The organism is Tabrizicola sp. T46 (genome assembly GCF_057219895.1).
Map to the genome: position 1 here is coordinate 24,771 of NZ_JBXVVV010000001.1, position 23,185 is coordinate 47,955.

Consider the following 23,185-nt stretch of genomic DNA (forward strand, 5'->3'; position numbering starts at 1 on the left):
TCAGAACCTCCCGGGTGGCGTTGCCCGCCGGCGGGGATGGGTGAAGAACGGGCGGTCCACCACCCTCGCCTGCATCATCATCTTCTCATAATGCAGCTCGCGCAGCGCATAGATTTCCGCCCAAAGACTGTCGCCCGCCGCATATCTGGTCCGGACCTGCGCCATCGCGATGTTCTTCTTCAGGGCGGGCGACCAGATGGCGGCGGTGATCACGCCCGCCTCGGTCTTCCGGTCGTGATAGAGGATAGCCCCGTCCGCCGGAATGTTCCCGTCGATCTCCAGCCCGACGAAGGTCCAGTCTGTGCCCCGCTCCCGCTGGCGCATGAGCGCCGCCTTGCCGGTGAAATGGCCCTTCTCCCAGTCGATCATCCAGCCAAGGCCCATCTCGAGCGGGCTCCGCAACCGGTCCTCTCGCAGGCAGGCATCGGCGGGCACAAAGTCATAGCCGGTGATCAGAAGCCCCGCCTCGATCCGCGCCATGTTCAGCGCTTCCGACCCGATGGGGCGCAGGCCATGCAGCTTGCCCGCCTCGAACAGCAGGTCCCACAGCGCCAGCGCCTGATCGGGCGTCGTCCAAAGCTCGTAGCCGAGGTCGCCGGTAAAGCCGGTGCGCGAGATCATCAGCCGCCCGGTGCCAAGCGGAAACTCCGCCATGCGGAAGGGCTTCAGCCCGTCGATGTCGAAGCCCGCCAGCCGCAGGATCTCGGCCGAGGTCGGTCCCTGCAAGGACAGAGCGGCGATGTCCTCGGTCTCCTCGGTCACCGTCACGTCAAAGCCGAAGGCGCTGTCCTCCAGCCAGTTCAGATGCCGCTCCTGGCAGCACAGGCGATAGCGGTTCTCCTCCAGCCGGAAAAGCGTGCCATCGTCCAGAAGGTGCCCGGCGTCATTGACCCAGGCCGTGTACTGCACACCGCCCACCGACAATTTCGAGACATTGCGGATCGTCAGACGCTCCAGGTAGACGGTCGCCTCCGGCCCTTCGATCCGGTACTTGATCATCGGGCACAGGTCATAGACCGTCGCCGTGTTGCGGATCGCCGAATGCTCCATCGACAGGTCGTCATAGCTGAGAACCGTCGTATAGCCGCCCCAGTTGCCCCAGGACCAAAGCCTGTTCAGCGCTTCGGTGCGCGGGTGGAACGGGGTCTTCAGAAGCGGCGTCTCGTAGTGCCGCAGATCGCGCGCCCCGGAGGTCATTCCGCAGCCTCCATCGCAAGGGCCGCGTTCCAGCCCGGCGTGCCCGAGACGCCCCCACCCGGATGACACCCCGCCGAGGCGAGCCAAAGGCCCGGCACCGGCCCCCGGTACTGCGCGATCCCCGGCAAGGGGCGCAGGAACAGCATCTGCTCCACGCTCAACTCGCCCGCATGCCACTGCCCGCCCGGCAGGCCATAGCGCGCCTCGATGTCGTAAGGCATCAGCAACTCCGCCCCCTCCACCAGTGCCCCGATCCCCGGCGCATGGGCCTCCAGCTGCGTCATGCAGGCCGCCAGCATCGCCGCGCGCGCCGCGTCCCGATCCGCAGGGGCATGCGGCGCAAACTGCACGATGGCGGACAGTCTGTGCCTGCCATCCGCCCCCGCCTCATGCGCCGTCGGGATCACGATCTCCATCCCCGGCCGGTCCGGCACCCTGCCGTACTTCACCGGGTTGAAGGCGCGCTCCACGTCATGCTCGGACCCCGCGAGGATCAGCCGGTCCTTCACCTCCGCCCCCCGGAAGTCGGGCAGCGCCCGCAGGGTAAGCGCCAACTTCGCCGCCCCGCCCCGCGCCTTCAGGTGACGGGCGCTGGTGGTCAGCCCCGCGTCAAGGTGCCGTGGACCGACGAGGGTCAGAAGCGTCGTCTTCGGCGCCACCGCCGAAACGACCCGCCCCGCCCGCAGCTCCTCGCCCGTCGCCAGGACCACGCCCGCAACCATCTCCTGCTCAACCAGGATCCGTGCCACCCGCGCTCCGCAGCGCAGCGTCACCCCCTTTGCCTCGGCCGCCCGGGCCATCGCCGCCCCCAACGCCGCCATGCCGCCTTTCGGCAGCCCGAGCGCGCCCTGCACGCCCCCCGTCCGCCCCGAAAGCCGCACCAGCCACGGCAGGACCGAGTTCGGCGACCTTGGGCCCAGCCAGCCCCCCAGCGTTGCCTCGAAACACAACGCCCCCTTCAGCCGCGGGTCGGACAATTCGTCATCCAGCAGGTCGTGCACGTTCGTCAGCAGGATCCGCCCCAGCTCCCGCACCTCCGCCGCACCCATCAGACGCGCCTTCAACCCGATCATCGCCAGCTTCAGCATCGGGTTGCCCACACCCTTCGCAATCCGGGGCGGCGGCATCTCGTTCAACGGGGAAAGCACATCGGCAAAGCGCAGAAGCCGCGCCCGCAGGGCCGCCCACGCCTTCCGGTCCGCCTCGCCGATGCCACCCGAAAGCCGCGCGCCGACCGCGCCCTCCAGCCGGAGATGATTGCCGCCGGGATCGAGCACCGTCGTCGCTAGGTTCGTGCTCAGCCACGCCAGCCCATGCCCCTCAAGGTCCATCGTCTGCGCGACCCGCGGATCGAGGTTGTAGGACAGATGCGCCAGCCCCGCCCCGCCTCCCGGGGCCTCGGCCGCCTCCAGCACAACGACCTTCGCGCCACGTGACGCCAGCCGATGCGCCGCCGCCAGCCCGTTCGGCCCCGCGCCGATGACGATTGTGTCAAACGATGGCATAGGCGTCGCTCATGTCTTTCGCGGGCAGCTTCATGTCGCGCAGCACTTCCGCCGCCGCGTTCCGTCCGGGCGCCCCCATCACCCCCCCGCCGGGGTGGGTGGAGGACCCGCAGATCCAGAGGTCGCGGATAGGTGAACGATAGTTCGCATAGCCCGGAACCGGCCGGTTGAAGAACATCTGGTCGAAGGTCAGCTCCCCCTGGAAGATGTTCCCTTCCGTCAGCCCCACCTCCGCCTCCAGCTCGCGCGGGGTCCGCACCTCGACATGCAGGACCTTCGACTTGAACCCCGGCGCATAGGCCTCGATCTGGTTCAGGCAGGCATCGCGGAACCCGTCGCGGTCGGCATCCGTCCAGTCCCGCCCCTCGATCTTCGGGGGAGCGTACTGCACGAAACAGGACATGAAATGCTTGCCCGGCGGTGTCATCGTCGGGTCGATCATCGTCGGGATCATCACGTCCTGGAACGGATTGCGGCTGTAATGCCCCGCCTTCCAGTCGTCATAGGCGGCCTCCATCTTCTCGATCGTGTCGGTGAAATGCAGGTCGCCCCGGATGTTCGGCGCCCCCGCGGGCAGCGCCTTGAACTCCGGCACCCCGTCCAGCGCGATGTTCAGCTTGCCTGACGACCCCCGCGTCTTGAAGGTCTGCACCCGCTTCAGGAACGCCTCCGGCAACTCCTTGGAATCAACATGCTTCAGGAAGGTCCGCCGCACATCCATGTTGGAAATCACCCGCCGCGCCAGATGCTCGTCGCCGTTCTCCAGCACCACGCCGACCGCCCGGCCGTTCCGGACCAGCACCTTCTCCACCCCCGAGCCGGTGCGGACTTCGCCACCCGAGGCCTTCAGCGACGCGGTCAGCGCCTTGGTGATCCCGCCCATCCCGCCGCGCGAATAGCCCCAGGACCCGACGTTGCCATCCACATCCCCCATCGCGTGGTGGAGAAGAACATAGGCCGTCCCCGGCGACATCGGACCCAGCGCCGTGCCGATGATCGACCCCACCGCCTGATAGGCTTTCATCGCCGGGTTCTCGAAATACTCGTCCAGGAAATCGGCGATCGACATCGTCCAGAACCGCAGCATCCGGTAGATCTGCGCCTCGGACTGCCCGGTCACCTGCTTACCCAGCCAGGCAAGCTCGGCCAGGTCCCGCGGACGGAAACTGCCCAGGTCCGGCGGGCGCCGCATCAGCATCGGGCGGATCAGGCGGCAGTTCCGCAGGATGTCGCGCGCATAGCGGTCATAGGCCTCGGCATCCCGGCGCGAATGCCGGGCAAACTCGCGCCGGTTCGCCTCATGGTCGCGGAACATGCCAAGGTAGCCACCGCCTTCGGTGAACAGGGCCCCGCCCTCATAGGGCAGGATCTGTAACCCGTGTTTCGCCAGTTCCAGATCGCGCATGATCTCGGGCCGGAAAAGGCTCGAGACATAGGAGCAGTTGGAATAGGTGAAGCCGGGGTAAAGCTCGCGGCTGACCGCAGCACCCCCGATCCAGTCGTTCTTCTCGACGACAAGGACCTTCAGCCCTGCCCGCGCCAGGTAGCACGCCGTGACAAGGCCGTTGTGCCCGGCCCCGATGATGATCGCGTCATGGGTCATTCCGCGGCTTCGACCCCATGCTCCAAGACCAGGTCGACCGCCGTTTCCACCGCCTTCAGCGTGTCGGTCAGGCAAGTTTCGTCCAGCCCATGCGCCTCGCAGATGAACCAGGGCTCCCGGCTGTCGGGCTCCACGATGATGTTCAGGTCATGCAGGTAATGCGCCATCGCATCGTAGAAGCTGTAGTCGCTGGTCTTCCAGTCCCGGTAATTGTCCGGTGGCATCTCGGCGAAGAAGAGGCCGAACATCGACGGATGCCCGGTGTAGGAATGCACGATCCCGCGCGCGTTCAGGATCTTCGAAATCCCCGCCTTCAGCCGCTCGCCGTAAGCAGCGATCGTCTCCAGCGCCGGGGTCTCATCCAGGATCCGCAGGCATTCCTCAGCGGCGGCCAGGCTGACGGAGTGGGCGGTATAGGTCCCGCCGTGGCTCGCCCCGCCATAGCGGAAGGTGCGCATCACCTCTTCCCGCCCCGCCACCACCGCGATCGGATAGCCATTGGCCACCGCCTTCGCGAAGGTGGTGATGTCCGGCGTAACCCCCATGATCCCCTGGATGCCCGACTTGCCCACGCGGAAGCCCGACTTCACCTCGTCGATGATCAGCATCACGCCATATTTCGTGCAAAGCTCGCGGGCGAGCTGCACATATTCCGTCCGCGCCATGATCGAACAGCAGTTGCCCTGGATTGGCTCGATCAGCATCGCAGCCAGCTTGTCGCCGTGGCGCTTGAACACATCTTCCAGACGCTGGAAGTCATTCATCGGCGTGATATGCGCCAGCTTCTTGACCGTGGGCGGGATGCCCTTGCCATAGGGCACAAGCTCCGGGTCGGTGTTCGACCCCAGGTCCCACTCCTCCATGTTCGACATCCACATCGCCGCATCGAAGAGGCCGTGGTAGCCGCCCTCGACCAGCAGATATTCCTCGCGCCCGGTGTAGGCCCGCGCCAGCCGCAGCGCCGCCATCACCGCCTCGGTCCCGGAATTCGAAAACCGCACCAGTTCCGCCGCCGGCACCATCTTCGCGATCCGGTCCGCCACGATCAGTTCGCGCTCGGTCGACAGCGCGAAGACCCCGCCAACCTCCATCCCCCGCTTTGCCGCCGCATCCACCCGGTCATCGGCATATCCCAGGATCGCCGGACCATAGCCCAGCCGGTAATCGACGTAATTGTTCCCGTCGATGTCCCAGGTCCGCCCGCCCTTGCCGTGGTGGACATAGATCGTCCGGTCATCGCCCCAGTAGCGGAAGGTCGAGGACACCCCCAGTGGCAGGCGCTGAACGGCGCGGGCGAACTGGGCGTTGGACTTCTGAAGCGGCCGGTGAGGCAGGGTCGGCATGGGAAACCATGGCTTGTTTCGGGCTTCCGCCACGCTCGCATTCGACTGACTGTTCTGTCAATCAGAAGTTTTTCGTTGTGATTTCTGGTCGTTCCGCTATGCGAACACAGCATGACCCGGGGGAAAGCGTGACCGAATCCTCATCCACCCAGCGCCCGCCCCGCACCATGAGCCGTGAGGCCCGGCGCACCCAGCTCATCGAGGCGACCATCGAGACGATCGCCGCCCGCGGCTACTCGCGCACCACGCTGACCGAGGTTGCCCAGACCGCCGGCCTCTCGCACGGCCTTGTGCTGTTCCACTTCAAGACCAAGGAAACTCTTCTCGCCGATACGCTGATGTATCTGGCCCAGGAATACCGCCAGAACTGGGAGGCCGCCCTTGCGGCCGTCGGCACCGACCCAGCCGAACAGTTGAACGCGCTGATCGAGGCCGACTTCAACCCCGCGATCTGCACCCCCACCCGGCTCGCCGCCTGGTGCGCCTTCTGGGGCGAGGCGCAGTCCCGCCCGCTTTACCAAGAGGCCGTCTCAGCCTGGGACGACGCCTACAACCGCCAGCTCGAAGGGATCTGCGCCCGGCTCTCCGACCTTGGCGGTTACGGCCGTGACCCGGTGCGCATCGCCCGCATCATCCGCGTGACGATCGAGGGCGTCTGGCTCGACATGATGACCATGGCGACCCCCTATTCGCGCGAGGAAGGGCTTGCCACCGCCCGCACCTCCGCCGCCCTCTGCTTTCCTGATCACTTCGCACCCGAAGGCCTGAAGGCCGCCCGAAAGCGTCCCTGATCAACGCTCTTGGAACATCCGTTCCATATGCTATGCTGCGCCGGGACCAGATAGGCACGGCATGACCCAGGAAGATCCCCCCGCAACCGTCAGCGACTTCACCGCCCGGCTGGACAGCCTGCACGGCACCCTTCCCCGCCGCCTCCAGCAATGCGCCGACCACGTCGCCCGGCACCTTGACGACATCGCGCTTTCCACCGTGGCCGATCTTGCCCGCGCCGCCGACGTGCCGCCTTCGGCCATGATGCGCTTCTGCCAGATCATGGGCTTCTCGGGCTATGCCGAGATGCAGCGCCTTTTCCGTCGCGCGCTCACGAAGACGCCACCCGACTACGCAACACGCCTCGCCAACCTCAAGGCGGGCGGGGCCGACAAACCCTCCGCCCTCGTCGCCGAGTTTGTCGAGGCGGGCCGTCTCTCGATCGAAGGCCTCGCCCGCGACCTCGATGAATCAAAGCTGGATCAATCGGTTAAACTCCTTTCCCAGGCCCGCATGATCCACCTCGCCGGCTTCCGCCGGTCCTTCCCCGCGGCCGCCTACCTAGCCTATGTCTGCGACAAGCTCGGCCTTCCAGCCATGCTGCATGACGGCGTCGCGGGCCTCTCCCAGGCCTCCGCCCTGCAACCCGGCGATGCGCTTCTGGCCATCACCTTCGCCCCCTATTCGGACGAAACCCTCACCCTTGCCCGCCACGCCCGCGCTGCCGGATTGCCTGTCGTCCTCCTGACCGACCCGCCCGCCACCCCGCTTTCCGGCCTCGCCGATGTCGTCCTGACGGTGACCGAAGTCGACTTCGGCGCCTTCCGGTCGCTCTCCGCGACCATCGCGCTGGCCCTCGCCCTTGCCGTCGCCGTCGCCACCCGTCGCGAGGGCTAGGGCTTCCCTTTCCGGATGAAATGGAATATTCGTTCCAACATAGCAGCCGACTCGCCCTTCCGCCCAGGGATCCGCCATGCCAGACCAGCGCCCGCTTGACGTCATCACCATCGGTCGCTCCTCGGTCGACCTTTACGGCGCGCAGGTCGGCGGGCGGCTGGAGGACATGGGGTCCTTCCAGAAGTACATCGGCGGCTCCCCCACCAACATCGCCGCCGGCACCGCGCGCCTTGGCCTGAAGTCCGCCCTCATCACCCGCGTCGGCGACGAACACATGGGCCGCTTCATCCGCGAGGAGCTTGCCCGCGAAGGCGTCGACACCCGCGGCGTCAGGACCGACCCCGAACGCCTGACCGCCCTCGTCCTTCTCGGCATCCGCGATGACAAGCAGTTCCCGCTGATCTTCTACCGCGAAAACTGTGCCGACATGGCGCTTTGCGAAGACGACATCGACGAATCCTTCATCGCTTCGTCCCGCTCCGTCGTCGCCACCGGCACGCATCTCTCCCACCCGCGCACCGAAGCCGCCGTCTTGAAGGCCCTCACCCTTGCCCGCAAGCACGGCCTCCAGACCGCGCTCGACATCGACTACCGCCCGAACCTCTGGGGCCTCGCCGGGCACGACGCCGGCGAAAGCCGCTTCATTGAGTCCGCCAAGGTCACCGCGAAACTCCAGTCCACCCTCCACTTCTTCGACCTCATCGTCGGGACCGAGGAGGAATTCCACATCGCCGGCGGCACCACCGACACCATCGCCGCCCTCCGCGCCGTGCGCGCCGTCAGCACGGCCACCCTCGTCTGCAAGCGCGGGCCGATGGGCGCCGTCGCCTTCACCGGCGCCATCCCGGACACGCTCGACGAAGGCCAGTCCGGCCCCGGCTTCCCGATCGAGGTCTTCAACGTCCTCGGCGCGGGCGATGGCTTCATGTCCGGCCTCCTGAAAGGCTGGCTCGACGGCGAACCCTGGCCAACTGCCCTGACTTACGCCAACGCCTGCGGCGCCTTCGCCGTCAGCCGCCACGGCTGCACCCCGGCCTATCCGTCCTGGGAGGAGCTTCAATTCTTCCTGAAACGCGGCGTCGTCGAAAAGGCGCTGCGCAAGGACGCGGCCCTTGAACAGGTCCACTGGGCGACCAACCGCCACCACGACCGCTCAACCATGCGCGTCTTCGCCTTCGACCACCGGATGCAGCTTGAAGAGATGGAAGGGGCCACCCCGCAGAAGATCGGCGCCTTCAAGGAACTGTGCCTGCAAGCCGCCCTTAAGGTGGCAAACGGCCAGCCCGGCTACGGTATCCTCTGCGACAGCCGCCTTGGCCGCGACGCCCTCTTCCAGGCCGCCGGCACCGGCCTCTGGATCGGCCGTCCCGTCGAATGGCCCGGCTCGCGCCCCCTGACCCTGGAACCCGAACTTGGCCCCGATTTCGGCGGCCTGCAGGAATGGCCGCTGGAACATGTCGTCAAGGTCCTCTGCTTCTACCACCCCGACGACGACGCCGCGACGAAGGCGAGCCAGGAAGACACCGTCCGCCGCCTTTTCCACGCCTGCCGCCGCAACCGGCTTGAGATGCTGCTCGAGATCATCCCCTCCAAGGTCGGCCCCGTCATCGACGATACCTCGGCCCAGGTGATCCAGCGCTTCTACGACCTTGGCGTCTACCCCGACTGGTGGAAGCTTGAACCCTTCACCACCGCTGCCGCCTGGGACAAGGCCTGCGCCGCCATCACCCGGAACGATCCCCATGTCCGGGGCGTCGTCGTCCTTGGCCTCGATGCCAGGGAAGAAGACCTTGCCCGTTCGCTGGCCCTTGCGGCCAGGCAGCCCTTGGTGAAAGGCTTCGCCATCGGCCGCACGATCTTTGGCGACGCCGCCCGCGCCTGGCTCAAGGGCCGGATGACCGACGCCGAAGCCGTCGCCCAGATGTCAGACCGTTATGCGCGCATCAGCCAGACATGGGATGCCGCGCGCGAGGAGGGGAAGAAATGACCACGATCCGCCTTACCGCCGCCCAGGCCCTGGTGCGCTGGCTGTCCCTGCAACAGGCCGAAGACGGCTCGCGCTTCATCGAAGGCGTCTGGGCGATCTTCGGTCACGGCAACGTCGCGGGCCTGGGCGAGGCGCTTCACGCCCACCGCGACGTGCTCCCCACCTGGCGCGGGCACAACGAGCAGACGATGGCCCATACCGCCATCGCCTATGCCAAGGCCTCGCGCCGCGGGAAGGCCATGGCCGTCACCACCTCAATCGGACCGGGCGCGACGAACCTCGTCACCGCCGCCGCCCTTGCCCATGTGAACCGCCTGCCAGTCCTCCTCATTCCCGGCGATGTCTTCGCCTCCCGCGCGCCCGATCCCGTCCTGCAACAGGTCGAGGATTTCGGCGATGGCATCGTCTCGGCCAATGACTGCTTCCGCCCCGTGGTGCGCTACTTCGACCGGATCAGCCGGCCCGAGCATGTGCTGACCGCCCTGCCCCGCGCGCTCCAGGTGATGACGGACCCCGCCACCTGCGGCCCGGTCTGCCTCGCCTTCTGCCAGGACACGCAAGCCGAAGCCTTTGATTACCCTGTCGAATTCTTCACGCCCAGGGTCTGGCACATCCGCCGCCCCGAACCCGACCAGCGGGAACTGGAGGCCGCCGTCGCCACGCTCAAGGCAGCAAGGAACCCGCTGATCGTCGCAGGCGGCGGCGTACTTTACTCCGGCGCCGATGCCACGCTGCGCGACTTCGCCCGCAGCCACAACATCCCCCTGATCGAAACCCAGGCCGGAAAGGGCGCGGTGGACTGGGAGGAAAAGCTGAACTTCGGCTCGCCCGGCGTCACCGGATCGGACTGCGGCAACAAGCTTGCGGCCGAGGCGGATGTCATCCTCGCCGTCGGCACGCGGCTTCAGGACTTCACCACCGGCAGCTGGACCATCTTCAAGAAGCCCGGCCGCAAGATCATCTCGTTGAACGTGCAATCCTACGACGCGACGAAACGCGGGGCGATGCCGCTGGTCGCCGACGCCAAGGTCGGCCTTCAGCGCCTCTCTGCAGCCCTTGGCAAGCACCGTTTCGCCGACCCCGACTTCGCCGCCCGTGACGCCTGGTTCCGCACCACCGACGCCCTCTTCGCCGCCCCGACCGGCAACCAGCTCCCCTCGGACGCGCAGGTCGTGGGCGCCGTCAACCGCAGCGCCACTGCGAAGACCATCGTGATGGGCGCGGCAGGCTCGATGCCCGGCGTCCTCCACACCCTCTGGCGCGGGTCTGAGGGCGGCTACCACATGGAATACGGCTTTTCCTGCATGGGATATGAGATCGCCGGGGCATTGGGCATCAAGATGGCCCAGCCTGACCGCGACGTGATCTGCATGGTCGGCGATGGCTCCTACATGATGGCGAACTCGGAGCTCGCGACTGCCGTGATGATGGGCGTCCCCTTCACCGTGGTCCTGACCGACAACCGCGGCTACGGCTGCATCAACCGCCTGCAAAAGCACACTGGCGGGGCGCCGTTCAACAACCTTCTCGACGACAGCCACCACGTGAACCCCAGCCACATCGACTTCGTCGCCCACGCCGGGTCGATGGGGGCGAACGTGGTCAAGGCCGGCGGGATCGCCGAGCTTGAGGCGGCCCTTGCATCGTCCCGGGCGGCCACCCTGCCCACCGTGATCGTGATCGACAGCGATCCCGGCCCCGGCACCGGCGCCGGCGGCGCGTGGTGGGAGGTCGGCGTGCCCGAGGTCTCCACCCGCAAGGAGGTGCTCGAGGCCCGCAAGGAACATGAAGCGGGCGCCAAGGCCCAATGGCTTGTGAACTGAGGATCAAATGAGCATCAAGATCGGGATCTCCCCCATCTCCTGGCAGAACGACGACCTGCCTGACCTGACCGCCGCCTACACGATGGAGCAGGCCTTGGCCGAGGCGCGCGAGATCGGCTACACCGGCGTGGAACGCGGCCGCCGGATGCCGTCGGACACCGAAGGGCTGCGGTCGTATCTCAACGCAAACGGACTTTTCCTTTGTGGCGGCTGGTGTTCCGGCAATCTCCTCACAAACGACGTGAAGACCGAGATCGAAGCCGTCCGCCAGCAGGTGGAGCAATTCGCGGCCCTGAAAGCCCCCTGCATCGTCTATGCGGAATGCTCGAACACCGTGCAGGGCAACATCGCCGTCCCGGTCAACAACCGCCCGAAGTTTGCCGCCGCCGACGTCCGGGCCTATGGCGCGAAGCTGTCCGAGCTTGCGAAATGGATGGCCGACCAGGGTGTGACCCTCGCCTACCACCACCACATGGGCTCGTTCATGGAATCCGAAGACGACGTGAACGCTCTGATGGAAGGCTCCACGCCCGAGGTGAAGCTTCTCTTCGACACCGGCCACCTCCTCTTCGGCGGGGCCGACGTGATGCGGGTCCTGAACACCTGGGCCTCCCGCGTCCACCACGTCCATTTCAAGGACATCCGGCCCGAGGTCGTGGCGGATGTGCGGAAGAACAACCGCAGCTTCCTCGATGCCGTCATCGCCGGGGCCTTCACCGTGCCGGGCGATGGCTGCATCGACTTTCAGGCCGTTGCCGACAAGCTCAAGGCGATGGACTACGCCGGCTGGATCGTGGTCGAGGCTGAACAGGACCCGGCCAAGGCCCCGCCCTACGAATACTCGAAGCTCGGCTACGACCACATCCTGAAGGTCTGCGCCAAGGCGGGCCTGACGATCGACCACTCCCGCCCCGCCTGAGGCCCGCCATGCCCGACCTCCTCCGCCACCCCACCGGCACCCGCGGCAAGGTGCATGACATCACCCCGGCCTCCGCCGGCTGGGGTTATGTCGGCTTCACCCTCTACCGGCTGGAACCGGGCGACGTGGCCGCGGAGGCGACGGGGGACGAGGAGGTGATCCTCGTGATCGTCGAGGGGAAGGCCACCGTCCAGGCCGCCGGGCAGGACTGGGGGCTGATGGGCGACCGGATGGACGTCTTCGAAAAGACCCCGCCCCATTGCCTCTACGTCCCGAACGGCAGCCAGTGGCAGGCCACCGCCACCACCCCCTGCACGATCGGCGTCTGCAAGGCCCCCGGCAAGGGCGGCCACCCGGCGCAGCGGCTGGGGCCGGATGGCATCACCCTCACCCCGCGCGGCAAGGGGACGAACACCCGCCACGTCAACAACATCGCGATGGAGGGGCGCGAGGTCGCGGACAGCCTTCTGGTCACTGAGGTCTTCACCCCCGCGGGGCACTGGTCGAGCTACCCCTCCCACCGGCATGACGAGGATGACTTCCCCCGCATGACCTACCTCGAGGAAACCTACTACCACCGCCTGAACCCCGCGCAGGGCTTCGGCATCCAGCGGGTCTATACCGAGGACGGGTCGCTGGACGAGACGATGGCCGTGAAGAACCACGATGTCGTCCTGGTCCCGAAAGGCCACCATCCCTGCGGGGCGCCCTATGGCTACGAGATGTACTATCTGAACGTGATGGCCGGGCCGATCCGCAAATGGCGGTTCCAGAACGATCCGGACCATGACTGGATCGCCCGGCGCGACGCCTGAAAAGGCCCGCCCGGGCGGCAGTGACCACAGTGGTCAAATCAGAAATATCCTGACGCATCAGCGACTTGCTCGTGGGTATTTACCCGGCGTTAACCTGTGCCCACAGGCGGTCCTGCTGCCGCCCGCTCAGGACGGCTGGCCCTCACGGGCCAGCGTGCGGCGGCGGGGCACGCTGAAGACCGGGACCGCGGGTGGCGTCGTCGTGGCCTCCTGATGCCCTTGCAGCCCTTCCAGGCGGTGCATCAGCGGCTCGTCCGTCTTGGGCTGCGGACGCGACAGGAACCGCAGAAGGTTGAACGCAGTCATCGGAACCTCCTCTGGATTTTCCATTACAGGCAAGACTACCGCGCAAGTTGCGCGCAATATGGCTGAATCGGGAAATGACGCAGCGGCAACGTGGCATTCTCGTGGATTGCATCCAGCCGCAGAACAATCGCCTGCATCGGGGCGTTTTGACTCGCTTTGGAAGAAACCGCTCTCCCGGAAGGCGAATCGCGGCCTAGACCCTCTTCTGCGGCACCATCGCCTCAAGCCGCCGGAAGAGAAGCACGATCACCCCGGCGATCACCATGTAGACCACGGCAAGAAGCAGAAGCGGCTCGTAGACGATGAACGTATCCTGCCGCACGCGCGAGGAGACCGCGTAGATGTCGACCACCGTGATCGTCGCGACCAGCGGCGTCGCCTTCAGCGTCAGCACCGTCTCGCCCCCCAGCGTCGGCAGCACGCGGTGCAGGGCCTGTGGCAGCCAGATCCGGCGGAAGATGGTGAAACGCGGCATCCCCATCGCCTTTGCCGCCTCCAACTGGCCATGCGCAACGCCCTTGAAGGCGCCACGCATCACCTCGCCCGAATAGCCCGCGACCGACAGGGTCAGCGCCAGCACCGCGTAGGGCCAGGCCTGGCGCAGGATGGGCCAGAGGTCGGATTGCCGTATCCACGGGATCGAAGGGAAAAGCGACCCCAGCCCGTAGTAGAGAAGCCAGAGCTGCAACAGAAGCGGCGTGCCCCGGATCAGCCCGCAGAACCCCGCTGCGGGCTTTGCCAGCCACCACGGCCCCGCCGCCTGCGCAAAGCCAAGGGGAATGGCCAGAAGCATCCCGAGGATCATGGTCACGACCAGAAGCCAGGTCGTCGTCCAGATGCCTTGCAGGATCAGCGCCTGATACTTCGGATCGGCGAGCCAGGTCCAGTTCAGCTCGGTTGCGCACCATATGACGATGAAGGCCGCGATTGCGGCCATGACAATCCGGCGGGGAACCCAGAAACCCTGCATCACCGCCCCTCCGGCCGGACCTGCCCGCGCCGCGCCCAGGCTTCGATCCGGTTGAAAAGCAACGTCGAGAGGATCGACACGATCAGGTAAAGGATGCCCGCCGCCATGAAGAAGGTGAAGAAAGCCTTGGTGGTCGAGGCCGCCTGCCGGGTGACGAGCGTCAGTTCGGCATAGCCCACGACGGCCAGGAGGGCCGTGTCCTTGGTTGCGATCAGCCACAGGTTCGCCAGCCCCGGGATCGCCGCCGCCAGCATCTGCGGGAAGGTCACCCGCCAGGCCAGCGTCAGGGGCGGCATCCCCATCGCCCGCGCCGCCTCGATCTGGCCGGGCGGGACGGACAGGATCGCGCCGCGCAGAATTTCCGTCGCATAGGCCCCCTGCACCACGCCAAGCACGGCGATCCCTGCGGCAAAGCCCGAGATCTGGATCCGTTCAAACCCCCAGGCGAGGAGGAGGTTGTTGATCGACGAGGTGAAGGCGAAATAAAGGATCAGGATCAGGATCAGTTCCGGCACCGCCCGCACGATGGTGGTGTAGATGCCCAGAAGGTCACGGGTGACCGGCCCGCCGTAAAGCTTGCCATAGGCTCCGCAGATGCCGATCAGAAGGCCCAGGCCGAAAGCGCCAAGCGCGATCAGGATCGACTTCAGCAGCCCTTCGGCCAGCGTCGCCCCCCAGCCGGGCGGGGCCCAGGCGAGAAGATCGAGCGTCGAGGTCATCAGGCTGGCCGCGATCATGCGCTTCCCCAGATATGGCCGTGGCACTGGTGCCAGTAGCTGGGTGTTTCCCCTCCCCCGCGTGGGGAGGGGATGGGGGCGGTGGGCGCCCGGTCAGCGAGTTCGCCGGGGGAGACCCCCTCAGCCTGACCCTCTCCCCCGGGGAGAGAGGGAAACTCCTGCCGTGCCGCGGGCTTTCCCCCGGACATCTGCCGATCAGCTGCCGTAGATCGACGAGGCGAAGTACTTCGCGGTGATCGTGTCATAGGTGCCGTCGGCGATGACCTTGGCGATGGCCGCGTTGATCTTGGCCAGAAGCTCGGTGTCTTCCTTCCGCACGCCCGCGCCGACGCCCTTGCCCAAGATCGCCGGGTCATCGGCCACGGCCCCTTTCAGCTCGCAGCAGGCCTGACCGGCCTCGGAGGCAAGGAAAGCATCCATGGCGATGCTGTCAGCCTGCACCGCGTCGATCCGCCCGGCGGCCAGGTCCTGGTTCGCCTCGTCCTGGGTCTGGTAGATCTTCACTTCCGCCGCCGTCGGCGCGAAGTATTTCTCGACATAGTCGGCATGGACGGTCGAGGCCTGCACGCCGATGATCTTGCCCGCCAGCCCTTCGGCGGTCGGGGCCATCTCGACGCCCTTGGTGCCGATCACGACGGTCGGGGTGTTGTAGTACTTGTCCGAGAAGTTGATGGTCTGCATCCGCTCTTCGGTGATCGACATCGAGGCCATGATCACATCGATCTGACCCGAGGTCAGCGAGGGGATGATCCCGTCCCATGCCACCGGGGTGATGACGCAGTTCATCTCGCCCGCCGCACACATCGCGTTGATGAAGTCGATCTCCCAGCCGACCCAGTTGCCGGAGGCATCTGGGCTGGCGAAGGGCGGATAGGCCTCGGCGGCGATGCCGATCTTGACTTCGTCGGCAACTGCCGGGCTTGCGGCAAGCAGTGCTGCGGCGATCAGGGACTTGAATTTCATGTATGTCTCCTTGCTGGTTGTTCCGTCTTTTCAGGCGACGGATTTGAGAAACTGTTTCAGACGGTCGGATTTCGGCGCACCGAACAACTGCTCGGGCGGGCCTTGCTCTTCGATCTGGCCGTTGTGCAGGTAGATGACTTGGGAAGCGACCTCGCGCGCGAACTTCATCTCGTGGGTGACAAGGATCATCGTCCGCCCCTCATCGGCGAGGCCGCGGATGACCTGCAGCACCTCGCCCACAAGCTCGGGGTCAAGGGCCGAGGTCGGCTCGTCGAAAAGCATCGCCTTCGGTTCCATGCAAAGCGCGCGGGCAATCGCCGCGCGCTGCTGCTGGCCGCCCGACATGAAGGCAGGATAGGCGCCCTCTTTCTCGGCCAGCCCGACCCGCGCCAGAAGCTTTCGCGCCCGGGCGATCGCCTCGTCCTTCGGGGTCTTCATCACATGGACCGGAACCTCGATCAGGTTCTCCAGCACCGTCCGGTGGGTCCAGAGGTTGAAGGACTGGAACACCATGCCAAGAGACTGGCGGATCCGCTCGATCTGCCGGCGGTCGGCGGGCGAGCCGTCGGCGCGCATCTCCACCTCTTCGCCCGCGATGCGGATCTTGCCCGAAGTGGGCGTTTCCAGAAAGTTGATGCAGCGGAGCATGGTGGACTTGCCCGAGCCCGACCCGCCGATGATCGCCACCACGTCGCCCTCACAGGCTCGCAGCGAGACGCCCTTCAGCACCTTGTGCGTGCCGAAGGACTTGTGCAGGTCGGCGACCTCGATTGCCTCGGGTCGTCGGTCGTCAGTATTGGTCATGAAGCCCCCGTTTCACCTATCTGACCCGGCAATCCGGGCCAGTGCAAGTAAATCCTTCCTGAGGCCCGGGCGGGATCGCGCCTTGAAGGGCACCTGCCGGTCGTCTAATCAGGACCGGGCAAGCGGGGACCGATATGCGCATCCTGATCACCAATGACGACGGCATCAACGCGCCGGGGCTGGAGGTGCTGACGGCGATCGCGGCCGAGATCGCCGGGCCGAAGGGCGAGGTCTGGACCGTCGCCCCGGCTTTCGAGCAGTCCGGCGTCGGGCATTGCATCAGCTACACCCACCCGATGATGATCGCCGAGCTTGGCCCCCGCCGTTTCGCCGCCGAAGGCAGCCCGGCGGACTGCGTGCTGGCGGCGATCTATGACGTGCTGGACGGCGCAAAGCCCGATCTCGTCCTCTCCGGCGTCAACCGGGGCAACAACGCCGCCGAGAACGTGCTTTACTCCGGCACCATCGGCGGGGCGATGGAGGCGGCCCTGCAAGGCGTGCCCGCGATTGCGCTCTCGCAGTTCTTCGGACCCGGCAATGCGCGGCTGGACGATCCCTTCGACAGCGCCCGGGTGCATGGCGCAGGCGTCGTGCGGAGGCTGCTTGAGCGGGGGCTTTGGACGCAGGACGACTACCGCATCTTCTACAACGTAAACTTCCCGCCCCATTCCGGCGCCGAAACCCTTGGCATGAAGGTCGCCCCGCAGGGCTTCCGCCGCGATACTGCCTTCAGCGTCGAGCCCCATATCTCCCCCTCCGGTCGCCGCTTCCTCTGGATCAAGGGCGGCCCGCAGCACACGCCCACCCTGCCCGGCTCGGACGCGGCGGTGAACCTTGACGGCTTCATCTCGGTCACCCCGATGCGGGCCGACCTGACCGCGCATGACTTGCTTGCCGATCTCGGGGCGCGGCTCGGATGACCGACACCCCCGAGGACCCGGGCTCTGCCGAAGAGCTTGCCGAACGCAAGATGCGGTTCCTCTTTGCGCTCCGGTCCCGCGGGGTGACGGACACCCGGGTCCTGACCGCGATGGAAAAGGTCGACCGCGGGCTTTTCGTGCGTGGCATCTTCGCCGACAAGGCCTATGAGGACATGCCCCTGCCCATCGCCTGCGGCCAGACGATCAGCCAGCCCTCGGTCGTCGGCCTGATGACCCAGGCGCTTCATGTCAACCCGCGCGACACGGTGCTCGAGGTCGGCACCGGGTCCGGCTACCAGGCGGCGATCCTCGCCCAGCTCGCCCGCCGGGTCTACACCGTCGACCGCTACCGCCGCCTGGTGCGCGAGGCGACCGAACTTTTCCGCCAGCTCGATATCGCCAACATCACCGCCTTCACCGCCGACGGCAGCCACGGCCTGCCCGAGCAGGGTCCCTTCGACCGGATCCTCGTCACCGCCGCCGCCGAGGACCCGCCGGGGCCCCTTCTGGCCCAGCTGAAGCCCGGCGGGATCATGGTCCTGCCGGTCGGCCAGTCCGACGCGGTGCAAAGCCTGATCAAGGTCACCCGCACCACACAGGGATTTGACTACGAAGAACTCCGCCCGGTGCGCTTTGTCCCACTGGTCGAAGGCCTTGGGTCCGAGTAGGATGGCGCACCAGAAACCGGGATAACCCGGACAAGGGCGGCAAGAGGCGGGACCCTATGCAAAGCTTTGGCGGAACGATCCGGACCACATTCGTGATGGGCGCAAGTGCCCTTGCCCTGACCGCCTGCGTCAATACCAACGAACTTGACTGGGACCTGCGCGCCGGCGGCGGCGACACGACGGCCGCCGCCCGGCAGGCGACGGCCCCGGCCCCTACAGCCGATGCCAACGGCATCATCTCCTACCCGGACTACCAGATGGCCGCCGCCCGCCGGGGTGAAACCGTCAGCACCATGGCAAGCCGGCTTGGCGTCAATGCCGACCAGCTGGCCCAGAAGAACGCCGTCCGCCCGACCGACCCCCTGCGCGAAGGCGAGCTTCTCCTCCTGCCCAGCCGCGTCTCTGCCGCCCCGCAGCCCGCTCTGGCCGGCACCCCCGGCTCGGTCGACGTGGCCGCCATAGCCACGACGGCACTGGATGAAGTCGGAACCACCGCGCCCGCCCCTGTCAGCGCGCAGCCTGCCTCGGGCCAGCCGCTGACCCACCGGGTCGCCCGCGGCGAAACCGCCTTTACCATCGCGCGGGCCTACAATGTCTCGGCCAAGGCGCTGGCCGACTGGAACCAGCTTGGCCCCGACCTCGCGGTGCGCGAAGGCCAGACCCTGATCATCCCGATCGCGACGGCCGCCGCGCCGGACCCCGAGCCCGTGCCGACCCCGCCCGGCACCGGCTCGCCGACGCCCGAGCCGCCCTCGGCCGCCAAGCCTCTGCCCGACGAAGACATTCCCACCGCCAGCGAAGCGGCGAAGGCCGCGCCGCCCTCGCCCGAACTGGGCGAGGCCGCCACGGCAGCCTCGGCCTCGGCCTTCGCCATGCCGGTGCAGGGCAAGATCATCCGCGGTTATGACCGGAAGACGAACCAGGGCATCGACATCGCCGCCCCGGCCGGGACCCCGGTCAAGGCCGCCGCCTCCGGCACCGTCGCCGCCGTGACGAAGGACACCGACCAGGTTCCGATCGTGGTGATCCGCCATGACGGCGGCCTTCTCACGGTCTACGCCGGGCTTGACGCGCTGAAGGTCAAGAAGGGCGACACCGTCTCGCGCGGGCAGGCCATCGGCGCGGTGCGCCAGGGCGATCCGGCCTTCCTGCATTTCGAGGTCCGCAGGGGCGTCGACAGCCTGGACCCGATGACCTACCTGCAATAACCCGTCGTAAGCCGGAGTTTTCGAAAACTCCGGTTCGGACCCTTCAAAGGGTCCGGAGCGATTTCTTCGAAGAAATCGGCCTCAATGGGCTTCCGACACCAGCACCTTGTCGATCCGCCGCCCGTCAAGGTCGATCACCTCGAAACGGTAGCCCTCGGCGGTGAAGGCAGCGCCAAGCTCGGGGATCTGGCCCAGCTGGTGCAGGATCAGCCCGGCAACGGTGTCATACTCCCCGGCCATCTCGCGCGGCAGGCCAAGGCGGTCGCAGAATTCGTCCACCGGCATCCATCCAGCGACGAGGAAGCTGCCATCATCCCGCGTCACCATCGCCGGTTCATCCGCCTCGCTTGACGCGACCGATCCGGTGATCGCGCCCAGAATGTCGCCCGAGGTGATGATCCCCTCGAAATGCCCGTATTCGTCATAGACGAGCGCGATATGATGTTCGGACTTGTGCAGGATCTCCAGAACGTCCAGCGCCTCGGCCCGGTCCGACACCACGGGGATTTCCCGAACCAAGGCCTTGATGTCCAAGGCCTCGCGCCGCGAGACGACCTGGAATGCCTCGGACAAAAGCACGATCCCGACCACGTCACCCTCGGCATTCGCGACCGGCATCCGCGCCCGCGCGACCCGGCGCAGGGAGGCCATCGCCTCGGTGCCTGTCGCATCGAGGGGCAGCATGTCGATCTCGTGCCGGGGGGTCATCAACGCCCGCGCGGTGCGGTCCGAAAGCCGCATCACGCCCGAGATCATCTCGCGTTCCTCGGTTTCCAGGACCCCGCCTTCATGCGCCTCGGCCAGAAGGACGTGGACCTCTTCCTCGGTCACCCGATTCTGGCTGTCGCCCCTTTGCCCGAGAAGCCACAGGACAACCCTGCCCGACCGGTCGAGGAACCAGACCAGCGGGGCGGCGACCACGGACAGAAGCGTCATCGCCGGGGCCATGCGGATCGCGATGCCTTCGGCATTCCGAAGCGCGATCTGCTTTGGCACCAGCTCGCCGATGATCAGGCTGACATAGGTAATCGCGATGACCACCCCGCCCACGCCCAGCGTCGTGGCCCAGTCCGGCGCCACACCCTGCAAGAGAAGCCAGTCTTCCAGACGCTCGCCCAGCGTCGCACCCGAAAGGGCACCCGACAGGATGCCGACCGCCGTGATCCCGATCTGCACGGTCGAGAGGAACCGCCCCGGGTCCTCGCCTAAGCGGAGGGCCAGCCGCGCGCCCCGGCTCTTGCCTTCCAGCGGTTTCAGCCGCCCGGGCCTTGCGCTGACGATGGCCAGTTCGGACATGGCCAGCACGCCGTTCAGCACGATCAGTGCAAGGATGACAAGGATCTCGGATAACATGGTCCGTCGCCAGATAGGGCCAGGCAGCCGGAATCGCAAGCGCCGCGTGGGCTCAGACCCCGATCCGCACCCCTTCGCGGGCGGCAAGATCACAGAAGAACTGCCAGGCCACCCGCCCCGACCGCGCCCCGCGCGTCGCCTGCCATTCGATCGCCTCGGCCAGAAGGCGTTCCTCCGGCACGGTGACCGCGTAGGCCGCGCAATAGGCCCGGATCATGGCGAGGTAATCGTCCTGACCGCAGGGATGGAACCCGAGCCAGAGGCCGAAGCGGTCCGAGAGCGACACCTTCTCCTCCACCGCCTCGCCTGGGTTGATCGCGGTCGACCGTTCGTTCTCGATCATGTCGCGCGGCATCAGGTGGCGGCGGTTGGAGGTGGCGTAGAACAGCACATTCTCCGGCCGCCCCTCGATCCCGCCGTCCAGCACCGCCTTCAGGCTTTTGTAATGCTGGTCGTCATGGCTGAACGACAGGTCGTCGCAGAAAAGAAGGAACCGGTGCGGCGCGGCCCGCAGATGCGACAGAAGACGCTGGACGCTCGGCAGGTCCTCGCGGGAAAGCTCCACGATCTTCAGGTCATGCCCTTCGGCCCGGACCTGGGCATGGACCGCCTTGACGAGGCTTGACTTCCCCATCCCCCGCGCGCCCCAGAGAAGCGCGTTGTTGGCGGGCAGCCCGGCGGCGAAATGCCGGGTGTTTTCCAGAAGCGTGTCGCGCGACCGGTCGACCCCGATCAGGAGGCCGATGTCCACCCGGGAAACCCGCGCCACGGGTTCCAGCCGGTCGGGCCCCCCCTCTGACCTCGCGTGCCAGGCAAAGGCCTCGGCGCTGAAATCCGGGGCCGGCAACGGGGCCGGTGCCAGCCGCTCCAGCGCCGCCGCGATCCGCTCCAACGCGTCGCTCAAGCCTTGGTCTCCGTCCCGTCGCCGGCCGGGCTGTCGGTCTCGTCATCCCACAGGCCCTGCGCCCGAAGCTCCGCCTCACGCCGCTTTTCGATGCGCCTGATCAGGAAGATCGACACCTCATAGAGGGGATAGACCGCGAAGAAGAGGATCAGCTGGCTCATCACGTCGGGTGGGGTGACCACGGCGGCGACGATAAGGATGACCACGATGGCATAGCGCCGCATGTTCGCCAGTCCGGCCGATGTCGCCAGCCCCGCCTTGCCCATCAACGTCAGGAGGACAGGAAGCTGGAAGCAGAGGCCGAAAGCCAGGATCAGCTTCAGGCTGATGTCCAGCGTCTCGTTCACCTTGCCCTGGAAGACGATGTCGATCCCGGTGTCGGCCACCGGAGCCGTCGTTTCGACCACCGCGCCATCGGCGAGGCCCGGGATAAGCGCCGTCACCACGGAAAACGCATCCGCAAAGCCCAGGAAGAAGGTCATCGCGATCGGCGTGACCACATAATGCGCAAACGCCGCCCCGATCAGGAACAGGACCGGCGAGGCGATCAGGAACGGCAGGAACGCCTGCTTTTCGCTGCGGTAAAGCCCGGGCGCCACGAAGCGCCACATCTGGTAGGCAATTACCGGAAAGCTGACCATCAGCCCGGCTACGACCGAGATATGCACCAAGGTGAAGAAGTACTCCTGCGGTGCCGTGTACTGCATGACCGGATTCGGGTCGCCCAGCGCCCGCATCGACTGCTCGATCGGCGTCAGCATGAAATCCAGGATCGGCTCGGCCACGATGAAGCACAGGATCATCGCGACGAGGAAAGCCGCGACCGACCAGATGATCCGGTTGCGAAGCTCGATCAGATGCTCGATCAGGGGGGCCGAGCTGTCCTCGATCTCGTCCTTGGTGCTCATGTCGCGTCACCCGTGCCCGGCTCGGCCTTCTTGCGCACCCGCCCGCGCGGCCTGGCCGCCGGCGCTTCCGCCGCCGCCACCGGTTCCGGCGCCGGTGCCTGCGCCGCACGGATCGCCGCAACCTTCTCGGCCGAGGCGGCCTTGTCCGCCGAAACCTTCTCCTTCAGCGCGGCGGTCGCCGGGCCGACGGCAGCCGGGGCGGCAGCCGGGGCGGAAGCCACTGCAGCAGCCGGCATCGGCGGCGGTGTCATCGGGGCCGCGGCAGGCTTGGCCCCGGCGGTCGCGGGCTTCAAGGGATCCCATTTCTCGAACTTGTCGGCAGCCGAGCGCACGGCATCCAGCCCCATCGACTTGGGGTTCGACACCTTGCGCAGGTCATCGGCCACGTCCTTCACGCCGCTTTCCTTCGCGGCCTGTTCCATCGCGCGGCTGAACTCGCGCCCCATGGACCGGACCTTGGCGGTGAACCGGCCAAGCTCGCGGAACATTCCGGGCAGGTCCTTCGGGCCGATCACGATCAGCGCCACGATCCCGACGACCAGAAGCTCGGACCAGCTGAGATCCATTCCCGGTTTCCTTCAGGC

22 protein-coding genes are annotated in these 23,185 nt (G+C 66.8%); 9 read left to right on the top strand and 13 right to left on the bottom strand.

Annotation, left to right across the window (positions count from 1 at the left end):
• Genes AC2D9V_RS00100 through AC2D9V_RS00115 form a run of 4 tightly spaced genes read right to left on the bottom strand, consistent with a single transcriptional unit; the run spans nucleotide 1 to nucleotide 5,648 of the window.
• On the bottom strand, nucleotides 1–1,197 hold the full coding sequence (locus AC2D9V_RS00100) for an aminomethyl transferase family protein (RefSeq protein WP_484711995.1): 1,197 nt from the start codon (nucleotides 1,195–1,197) through the stop codon (nucleotides 1–3).
• Nucleotides 1,194–2,702 carry a phytoene desaturase family protein gene (locus tag AC2D9V_RS00105; RefSeq protein ID WP_484711996.1) on the bottom strand — a complete coding sequence of 503 codons (1,509 nt, stop codon included), beginning with the start codon at nucleotides 2,700–2,702 and terminating at the stop codon, nucleotides 1,194–1,196. The genes AC2D9V_RS00100 and AC2D9V_RS00105 overlap by 4 nt, the downstream gene beginning before the upstream one ends.
• A complete protein-coding gene (locus tag AC2D9V_RS00110; RefSeq protein ID WP_484711997.1) occupies nucleotides 2,689–4,305 on the bottom strand; it encodes a phytoene desaturase family protein in 1,617 nt (538 codons plus the stop codon). Before AC2D9V_RS00110 ends, AC2D9V_RS00105 begins: the two co-directional genes overlap by 14 nt.
• Nucleotides 4,302–5,648: an aspartate aminotransferase family protein gene (locus AC2D9V_RS00115; protein ID WP_484711998.1), complete on the bottom strand. Its 1,347-nt coding sequence runs from the start codon at nucleotides 5,646–5,648 to the stop codon at nucleotides 4,302–4,304. The genes AC2D9V_RS00110 and AC2D9V_RS00115 overlap by 4 nt, the downstream gene beginning before the upstream one ends.
• A gap of 167 nt (nucleotides 5,649–5,815) precedes the next feature.
• Between AC2D9V_RS00115 and AC2D9V_RS00120 the strand changes: the two genes are divergently transcribed.
• From AC2D9V_RS00120 to iolB, 6 genes are all read left to right on the top strand, one after another.
• Nucleotides 5,816–6,439 (top strand): TetR/AcrR family transcriptional regulator, encoded by a 624-nt coding sequence (locus AC2D9V_RS00120; protein WP_484711999.1) that lies wholly within the window; start codon nucleotides 5,816–5,818, stop codon nucleotides 6,437–6,439.
• 61 nt (nucleotides 6,440–6,500) lie between these two features.
• Nucleotides 6,501–7,316 (top strand): MurR/RpiR family transcriptional regulator, encoded by an 816-nt coding sequence (locus AC2D9V_RS00125; RefSeq protein WP_484712000.1) that lies wholly within the window; start codon nucleotides 6,501–6,503, stop codon nucleotides 7,314–7,316.
• A gap of 76 nt (nucleotides 7,317–7,392) precedes the next feature.
• Complete coding sequence (locus AC2D9V_RS00130; protein ID WP_484712001.1) at nucleotides 7,393–9,303, top strand: bifunctional 5-dehydro-2-deoxygluconokinase/5-dehydro-2-deoxyphosphogluconate aldolase; 1,911 nt, start codon at nucleotides 7,393–7,395, stop codon at nucleotides 9,301–9,303.
• Nucleotides 9,300–11,126: a 3D-(3,5/4)-trihydroxycyclohexane-1,2-dione acylhydrolase (decyclizing) gene (gene iolD / locus AC2D9V_RS00135; RefSeq protein ID WP_484712002.1), complete on the top strand. Its 1,827-nt coding sequence runs from the start codon at nucleotides 9,300–9,302 to the stop codon at nucleotides 11,124–11,126. Before AC2D9V_RS00130 ends, iolD begins: the two co-directional genes overlap by 4 nt.
• Before the next feature lie 7 nt (nucleotides 11,127–11,133).
• A complete protein-coding gene (iolE, locus tag AC2D9V_RS00140) occupies nucleotides 11,134–12,045 on the top strand; it encodes a myo-inosose-2 dehydratase (protein ID WP_484712003.1) in 912 nt (303 codons plus the stop codon).
• Nucleotides 12,046–12,053: 8 nt separating this feature from the next.
• Nucleotides 12,054–12,860, top strand: coding sequence for a 5-deoxy-glucuronate isomerase (gene iolB, locus AC2D9V_RS00145; protein ID WP_484712004.1), 807 nt, complete (start codon nucleotides 12,054–12,056; stop codon nucleotides 12,858–12,860).
• A gap of 126 nt (nucleotides 12,861–12,986) precedes the next feature.
• Here the strand turns inward: iolB and AC2D9V_RS00150 are convergent, their stop codons facing one another.
• From AC2D9V_RS00150 to AC2D9V_RS00170, 5 genes are all read right to left on the bottom strand, one after another.
• Entirely contained in the window at nucleotides 12,987–13,166 is a 180-nt protein-coding gene (locus AC2D9V_RS00150; RefSeq protein WP_484712005.1) for a hypothetical protein, read from the bottom strand.
• Nucleotides 13,167–13,359: 193 nt separating this feature from the next.
• Nucleotides 13,360–14,136, bottom strand: a complete 777-nt coding sequence (locus tag AC2D9V_RS00155) for an ABC transporter permease (protein ID WP_484712006.1) — start codon at nucleotides 14,134–14,136, stop codon at nucleotides 13,360–13,362.
• Nucleotides 14,136–14,873, bottom strand: coding sequence for an ABC transporter permease (locus tag AC2D9V_RS00160; protein WP_484712007.1), 738 nt, complete (start codon nucleotides 14,871–14,873; stop codon nucleotides 14,136–14,138). Before AC2D9V_RS00160 ends, AC2D9V_RS00155 begins: the two co-directional genes overlap by 1 nt.
• Nucleotides 14,874–15,068: 195 nt before the next feature.
• The gene (locus AC2D9V_RS00165) at nucleotides 15,069–15,836 is read right to left on the bottom strand and encodes a transporter substrate-binding domain-containing protein (protein WP_484712008.1); all 768 of its coding nucleotides are present in this window, start codon (nucleotides 15,834–15,836) and stop codon (nucleotides 15,069–15,071) included.
• A 30-nt stretch (nucleotides 15,837–15,866) separates the two neighbouring features.
• Nucleotides 15,867–16,640 (bottom strand): ABC transporter ATP-binding protein, encoded by a 774-nt coding sequence (locus AC2D9V_RS00170; RefSeq protein ID WP_484712009.1) that lies wholly within the window; start codon nucleotides 16,638–16,640, stop codon nucleotides 15,867–15,869.
• 134 nt (nucleotides 16,641–16,774) lie between these two features.
• On the opposite strand from AC2D9V_RS00170, the gene surE reads away from it, so the two are divergent.
• The 3 genes from surE to AC2D9V_RS00185 are packed head-to-tail and all read left to right on the top strand — an operon-like array spanning nucleotide 16,775 to nucleotide 19,436.
• Nucleotides 16,775–17,560: a 5'/3'-nucleotidase SurE gene (gene surE, locus AC2D9V_RS00175; RefSeq protein ID WP_484712010.1), complete on the top strand. Its 786-nt coding sequence runs from the start codon at nucleotides 16,775–16,777 to the stop codon at nucleotides 17,558–17,560.
• Nucleotides 17,557–18,228, top strand: a complete 672-nt coding sequence (locus AC2D9V_RS00180; RefSeq protein WP_484712011.1) for a protein-L-isoaspartate(D-aspartate) O-methyltransferase — start codon at nucleotides 17,557–17,559, stop codon at nucleotides 18,226–18,228. Before surE ends, AC2D9V_RS00180 begins: the two co-directional genes overlap by 4 nt.
• A 56-nt stretch (nucleotides 18,229–18,284) precedes the next feature.
• Entirely contained in the window at nucleotides 18,285–19,436 is a 1,152-nt protein-coding gene (locus AC2D9V_RS00185; RefSeq protein ID WP_484712012.1) for a peptidoglycan DD-metalloendopeptidase family protein, read from the top strand.
• Between the two features lie 81 nt (nucleotides 19,437–19,517).
• Here AC2D9V_RS00185 and AC2D9V_RS00190 read toward each other — a convergent pair whose 3' ends face one another.
• The 4 genes from AC2D9V_RS00190 to tatB are packed head-to-tail and all read right to left on the bottom strand — an operon-like array spanning nucleotide 19,518 to nucleotide 23,167.
• The gene (locus tag AC2D9V_RS00190) at nucleotides 19,518–20,789 is read right to left on the bottom strand and encodes a hemolysin family protein (RefSeq protein WP_484712013.1); all 1,272 of its coding nucleotides are present in this window, start codon (nucleotides 20,787–20,789) and stop codon (nucleotides 19,518–19,520) included.
• A 52-nt stretch (nucleotides 20,790–20,841) separates the two neighbouring features.
• Nucleotides 20,842–21,693 carry an ATP-binding protein gene (locus tag AC2D9V_RS00195; protein ID WP_484712014.1) on the bottom strand — a complete coding sequence of 284 codons (852 nt, stop codon included), beginning with the start codon at nucleotides 21,691–21,693 and terminating at the stop codon, nucleotides 20,842–20,844.
• On the bottom strand, nucleotides 21,690–22,601 hold the full coding sequence (gene tatC, locus AC2D9V_RS00200; RefSeq protein WP_484712015.1) for a twin-arginine translocase subunit TatC: 912 nt from the start codon (nucleotides 22,599–22,601) through the stop codon (nucleotides 21,690–21,692). The genes AC2D9V_RS00195 and tatC overlap by 4 nt, the downstream gene beginning before the upstream one ends.
• Nucleotides 22,598–23,167 carry a Sec-independent protein translocase protein TatB gene (tatB, locus tag AC2D9V_RS00205; RefSeq protein ID WP_484712016.1) on the bottom strand — a complete coding sequence of 190 codons (570 nt, stop codon included), beginning with the start codon at nucleotides 23,165–23,167 and terminating at the stop codon, nucleotides 22,598–22,600. Before tatB ends, tatC begins: the two co-directional genes overlap by 4 nt.
• Between the last annotated feature and the right edge of the window lie 18 nt (nucleotides 23,168–23,185).

Excerpts from the sequence above, each read along its gene's own strand:
- AC2D9V_RS00130 (WP_484712001.1), top strand. The coding sequence starts at position 7,393 with ATGCCAGACCAGCGCCCGCTTGACGTCATCACCATCGGTCGCTCCTCG.
- iolB (WP_484712004.1), top strand. The coding sequence starts at position 12,054 with ATGCCCGACCTCCTCCGCCACCCCACCGGCACCCGCGGCAAGGTGCAT.
- AC2D9V_RS00165 (WP_484712008.1), bottom strand. The coding sequence starts at position 15,836 with ATGAAATTCAAGTCCCTGATCGCCGCAGCACTGCTTGCCGCAAGCCCG.
- AC2D9V_RS00170 (WP_484712009.1), bottom strand. The coding sequence starts at position 16,640 with ATGACCAATACTGACGACCGACGACCCGAGGCAATCGAGGTCGCCGAC.
- AC2D9V_RS00100 (WP_484711995.1), bottom strand. The coding sequence starts at position 1,197 with ATGACCTCCGGGGCGCGCGATCTGCGGCACTACGAGACGCCGCTTCTG.
- AC2D9V_RS00110 (WP_484711997.1), bottom strand. The coding sequence starts at position 4,305 with ATGACCCATGACGCGATCATCATCGGGGCCGGGCACAACGGCCTTGTC.
- AC2D9V_RS00125 (WP_484712000.1), top strand. The coding sequence starts at position 6,501 with ATGACCCAGGAAGATCCCCCCGCAACCGTCAGCGACTTCACCGCCCGG.
- AC2D9V_RS00160 (WP_484712007.1), bottom strand. The coding sequence starts at position 14,873 with ATGATCGCGGCCAGCCTGATGACCTCGACGCTCGATCTTCTCGCCTGG.
- iolD (WP_484712002.1), top strand. The coding sequence starts at position 9,300 with ATGACCACGATCCGCCTTACCGCCGCCCAGGCCCTGGTGCGCTGGCTG.
- AC2D9V_RS00185 (WP_484712012.1), top strand. The coding sequence starts at position 18,285 with ATGCAAAGCTTTGGCGGAACGATCCGGACCACATTCGTGATGGGCGCA.
- iolE (WP_484712003.1), top strand. The coding sequence starts at position 11,134 with ATGAGCATCAAGATCGGGATCTCCCCCATCTCCTGGCAGAACGACGAC.
- AC2D9V_RS00105 (WP_484711996.1), bottom strand. The coding sequence starts at position 2,702 with ATGCCATCGTTTGACACAATCGTCATCGGCGCGGGGCCGAACGGGCTG.
- surE (WP_484712010.1), top strand. The coding sequence starts at position 16,775 with ATGCGCATCCTGATCACCAATGACGACGGCATCAACGCGCCGGGGCTG.
- AC2D9V_RS00150 (WP_484712005.1), bottom strand. The coding sequence starts at position 13,166 with ATGACTGCGTTCAACCTTCTGCGGTTCCTGTCGCGTCCGCAGCCCAAG.
- tatB (WP_484712016.1), bottom strand. The coding sequence starts at position 23,167 with ATGGATCTCAGCTGGTCCGAGCTTCTGGTCGTCGGGATCGTGGCGCTG.
- AC2D9V_RS00120 (WP_484711999.1), top strand. The coding sequence starts at position 5,816 with ATGAGCCGTGAGGCCCGGCGCACCCAGCTCATCGAGGCGACCATCGAG.
- AC2D9V_RS00115 (WP_484711998.1), bottom strand. The coding sequence starts at position 5,648 with ATGCCGACCCTGCCTCACCGGCCGCTTCAGAAGTCCAACGCCCAGTTC.
- AC2D9V_RS00190 (WP_484712013.1), bottom strand. The coding sequence starts at position 20,789 with ATGTTATCCGAGATCCTTGTCATCCTTGCACTGATCGTGCTGAACGGC.
- tatC (WP_484712015.1), bottom strand. The coding sequence starts at position 22,601 with ATGAGCACCAAGGACGAGATCGAGGACAGCTCGGCCCCCCTGATCGAG.
- AC2D9V_RS00155 (WP_484712006.1), bottom strand. The coding sequence starts at position 14,136 with ATGCAGGGTTTCTGGGTTCCCCGCCGGATTGTCATGGCCGCAATCGCG.
- AC2D9V_RS00180 (WP_484712011.1), top strand. The coding sequence starts at position 17,557 with ATGACCGACACCCCCGAGGACCCGGGCTCTGCCGAAGAGCTTGCCGAA.